This window comes from Allobosea sp., from assembly GCF_030695125.1.
Classification (GTDB): Bacteria; Pseudomonadota; Alphaproteobacteria; order Rhizobiales; family Beijerinckiaceae; genus Allobosea.
On record NZ_JAUYTP010000044.1, the window covers coordinates 1 to 4081 of the forward strand.

Genomic DNA, 4081 nt, shown 5'->3' on the forward strand with positions numbered 1-4081 from the left:
TCTCAGCCCAACCTGCGGCTGCTGCAAGGCGTGGGTCCGACATCTCGAGCAGGCCGGCTTCACGCCGCGCGTCGTCGAAAGCAGCGACATGGCTGCAATCAAGCGTGTTACGGGTGTCCCGGATAAAGTCCAGTCCTGCCACACCGCCGTTGTCGAAGGCTACTTCGTCGAGGGTCATGTACCGGCCTCAGACATTCGCAAGTTATTGAAAGCCAGGCCGGCGGCTCTTGGCCTAGCCGTTCCCGACATGCCTGTTGGATCGCCCGGAATGGAGGTTCCAGGCGTCACGCCAGACAAATTCGAGACTTTGCTCATCGGCACTGACGGTCAGACCCGCGTGTATGGCAAGCATTGATCGACCGTTTGACTGACACCGCTCGCGGCTCAGATTGACAATAATCTGAACCGAGGCGGTTCACCGTGTCGGTTGGTTCTTTCCGACCATTGGTCGCGATATCGAACCGACGCTCGCGCCGGCCGATGCTCGCAGGCATCGGCGGCGGGCACCCGGCGATCGGCACGCTAATCGCGCTTGTCCAACTCTAGGTCATCGCCCCCCGCGCCAGACCGCCGCCAAAACCGCGCGTGGTCGAGCGCAAGCCGGTCGAACGGGCGCGCCAGCGCGAGGGGACCGCCCCGCCGCCCGCGCCGCCGCAGGTCTCGGCTCCGAACCCGGCCTCGACAGGCGCAACTGCGAGGCCTTGAATCTCAACCGCATTGAGCATCGCGAGGACCAGCGTCAGCATCGCCATGGGCTCGCTGCCGGACCCATCGAATCCCAAGAGGCACGACAAGACCCTGTCGCGAGCCAAGGACGGCGTCAGTCGTAGCGCAGCTCCGTCGCCTTGCCGCGGAACACGTAGTAGCTGAACGCCGTATAGGCGGCGATGAATGGCAGCACGCAGGCCGCGCCGATCAGGATGATCAGCAGGCTCTCGGGTGCGCTCGCCGCCTCCCAGATCGTCAGCCGCTCGGGCACGACATAGGGGTAGAAGGAATAGGCCAGGCCCAGGAAGCCGAGCGCAAACAGCGCGGTCGCGCCCGCAAACGGCACGAAGTCGAGCGAGTGGTCGCTGCGCGGCATGCGCTTCAGGAACACCCACAGCGCCAGGAACAGCGCGCCCGTCATCAGCGGGATCGGCGCCAGCCCGATGATGTTGGGGAAGGAGAACCAGCGCTCGAAGATGCGCGGGCTGACCAGCGGCGTCGCGATCGAGACCGCCGCCATGGCGAGCGCGGTCGCCACCAGCGCTGTGCGGGTCCAGACCACGGCGCGGGCCTGCAGCGCACCCGAGGTCTTGCCGAGCAGCCAGGTCGCCCCAACGAAGCAGTAGGCCGCCGTCAGGCCGAGCCCGGCGCCGATGGCGAAGAATTGCGTCAGCAGGCCGGGCGCGAAGCCCATGATGTAGAGGCCCAGCATGTATCCCTGCGTCAGCGCGGTCAGCAGCGAGCCGCAGATGAAGGCGCCGTCCCACCAGCGCTGGTGCGTCTGCTGCGCCTTGACCCGGAACTCGAAGGCCACGCCGCGCAGGGTGAGGCCGAGCAGCATCAGCGCCACAGGCAGGTAGAGCGCCTGCAGCACGAGCCCGTGCGCCTGGGGGAAGGCGACCAGCAGCAGGCCGATGCCAAGCACGAGCCAGGTCTCGTTGGCGTCCCAGAACGGACCGATGGTCGCGATCATCGCGTCGCGCTCGGGCCGGTCGACCCCCGCCATCAGCATCCCGACGCCGAGATCGTAGCCGTCGAGGATGACATAGGCGAGGATCGAGATCCCCATCAGCGCGGCGAAGATCAGGGGCAGGGTGTGTCCGTCGAGCCAGCTCATCGCAGCCTCCCTCACTTCGCCTGCGCGGTCGCGCCGGCAGGCTGGGCGTAACCGCCGCCCCGGGGCGCGCCGCCGGCCTTGCTGACACCGGCCCCGCTGGGCGACGCCACCGCCTTCAGGCCCTTGCCGGCAAGGTGGAACAACACCGAGACATAGGCCGCGATCAGCGCGACATAGACCACGAGATAGGCCACCAGCGTGCTGGCGATCATGCCGGCGGGCACCGTCGAGGCCGCCTGCGCCGTGGTCAGCACGCCGGTCACCAACCAGGGCTGGCGGCCGATCTCGGTGACGTACCAGCCGGCCAGCGTCGCCACCCAGCCCGAGAAGGTCATGCCGACCAGGACCCAGCCGAGGACGGTGCCGGGCTCGCCCCGCCGCCACAGCCGCCAGGTCGCGAACCACGAGACCAGCAGCATCAGCATGCCGGTGCCGACCATGACCCGGAAGCCGAAGAACACCGGCGCCACCGGCGGATGCAGCTTCGTGCCGTCGGGCGCGACGAACTGGTTCAGGCCCGGGATCACGCCGGCGGCCTCGTGCTTGAGGATCAGGCTGGCGCCATTGGGAACGGCGATCTCGAAGTCGTTGCGGCGCTCCTTCTCGTTGGGAAGCGCGAACAGCACCAGCGGCACATGCCCGCCCGTCTCCCAGTTGCCCTCCATCGCGGCGACCTTGGCCGGCTGGTGCTCCAGCGTGTTCAGGCCGTGCATGTCGCCGACCAGGATCTGCGCCGGGATCAGCAGGGCCGCCAGCGTCACGCCGGTGCGCAGCGCCGCCATCACGTCGGGGCCGCGATCCTGGCGCAGCCAGCGCCAGGCCGAGAGGCCGGCCAGCAGGAAGGCGCAGGTCAGTCCCGACGCCAGCAGCATGTGGCCGAGGCGATAGGGCATGGACGGGTTGAAGATGATCGCCGCCCAGTCGGTCGCGTGGACGACGCCGTTGCGCAGCTCGTAGCCGGCCGGCGTGTGCATCCACGAGTTCAGCACGATGATCCAGAAGGCCGACATGGTCGTGCCGAAGGCGACGAGGAAGGTCGCCAGCGTGTGCACCCAGTTGGGGACCTTGCGGAAGCCGAACAGCATGATGCCGAGGAAGGTCGCCTCGAGGAAGAAGGCGGTCAGCACCTCATAGGCCAGTAGCGGCCCAGCGACGGCGCCGACGGTGTTCATGAAGCCCGGCCAGTTGGTGCCAAACTGGAAGCTCATGGTGATGCCGGAGACGACGCCGAGCGCGAAGGTCAGGGCGAAGACCTTCACGAAGAAGCGGTAGGCGTTCATCCACTTCTCGTCGCCGCTGCGGTTAAACGAGACCTTGAAGAACAGCAGCACCCAGCCGAGCGCGATGGTGATGGTCGGGAACAGGATGTGGAAGGAGATGTTGGCGCCGAACTGGATGCGCGCCAGGACGATCGGGTCCATCGGAATCAGCCTCGGTTGGGGGTGCTTGACGGGGTTTGGCGGCCCTTGCCGCCGGGCAGGGCGAAGATCCGGTCCTTGACCTCGAGGATCCTGGCGACCTTCGAGCCGAGGCTGAGAAGCTGGATCAGCCTGTCGGTCTCGAGCTTCTCGATATCGGCATACCACGCCGTCAAAAGCTCGATCAGCTCGTGCATGTCCTTCAGGCGCGACTGGGCGTGCTCTTCCTGCGCGTTGGCAGGCGTCTGCATCAGCAGTTCGCGCAACATCGAGAGCGTCGGGTCGATCTCGCGTTTCTTGCGCTCGTTCACGAGCGTGCGGACGATCGAGTAGATGTCGTCGGGCGTCGTGAAGAAGTCACGCCGGTCGCCGGCCACGGGCCGCTGCCGTACCAGGTTCCAGCTCTGCAGTTCCTTCAGCCCCATCGAGACGTTGGAGCGGGAGATGCCGAGCCGGTCGACCAGATCATCGGCGCAGAGCGCCGTCTCTGCGATGAACAGCACGGCGTAGATCTGCCCCACGGTGCGGTTGACGCCCCAGCGGCTTCCCATCTCGCCGAAATGCAGGACGAAGGCTTCGCAGAGCGGTGGCAGGTTCATGGCGTTTCTCAGTTTTCAGACATTCCTGAAAGTAGAGAAATCGTACCACGTTGCGATGTGCGCTGTTGTCGCGGGACTCAGCGGGCACTGCTACATCTATAAGGAGCTCTAAGGCGCCGATAATCGACAGCCGTATAAACAGCAACCACCGCGCATGCTGACTTGCAAGCGACAGCGAGACGGTATCATCGATCCCAATGGGCCTCCGGAGTGTCCGGCCGATTTTTGCGCGGTGAACT

5 protein-coding genes are annotated in these 4081 nt (G+C 66.2%); 1 reads left to right on the forward strand and 4 read right to left on the reverse strand.

Features of this window, described 5'->3' with window-relative positions; all coding sequences use genetic code 11:
- The first annotated feature begins 88 nt into the window (after nucleotides 1–88).
- Nucleotides 89–355, forward strand: a complete 267-nt coding sequence (locus tag Q8S38_RS16105; protein ID WP_371125898.1) for a DUF411 domain-containing protein — start codon at nucleotides 89–91, stop codon at nucleotides 353–355.
- A 187-nt stretch (nucleotides 356–542) separates the two neighbouring features.
- Here the strand turns inward: Q8S38_RS16105 and Q8S38_RS16110 are convergent, their stop codons facing one another.
- The 4 genes from Q8S38_RS16110 to Q8S38_RS16125 all read right to left on the reverse strand — a co-directional run bounded on the left by Q8S38_RS16110 (nucleotide 543) and on the right by Q8S38_RS16125 (nucleotide 3842).
- The gene (locus Q8S38_RS16110) at nucleotides 543–746 is read right to left on the reverse strand and encodes a hypothetical protein (RefSeq protein ID WP_210254010.1); all 204 of its coding nucleotides are present in this window, start codon (nucleotides 744–746) and stop codon (nucleotides 543–545) included.
- Nucleotides 747–820: 74 nt separating this feature from the next.
- Entirely contained in the window at nucleotides 821–1825 is a 1005-nt protein-coding gene (locus Q8S38_RS16115; protein ID WP_305681398.1) for a cytochrome d ubiquinol oxidase subunit II, read from the reverse strand.
- Nucleotides 1826–1836: 11 nt separating this feature from the next.
- On the reverse strand, nucleotides 1837–3246 hold the full coding sequence (locus Q8S38_RS16120; protein WP_305681399.1) for a cytochrome ubiquinol oxidase subunit I: 1410 nt from the start codon (nucleotides 3244–3246) through the stop codon (nucleotides 1837–1839).
- A gap of 5 nt (nucleotides 3247–3251) precedes the next feature.
- Nucleotides 3252–3842 carry a GbsR/MarR family transcriptional regulator gene (locus Q8S38_RS16125; RefSeq protein WP_305681400.1) on the reverse strand — a complete coding sequence of 197 codons (591 nt, stop codon included), beginning with the start codon at nucleotides 3840–3842 and terminating at the stop codon, nucleotides 3252–3254.
- Nucleotides 3843–4081 lie beyond the last annotated feature (239 nt).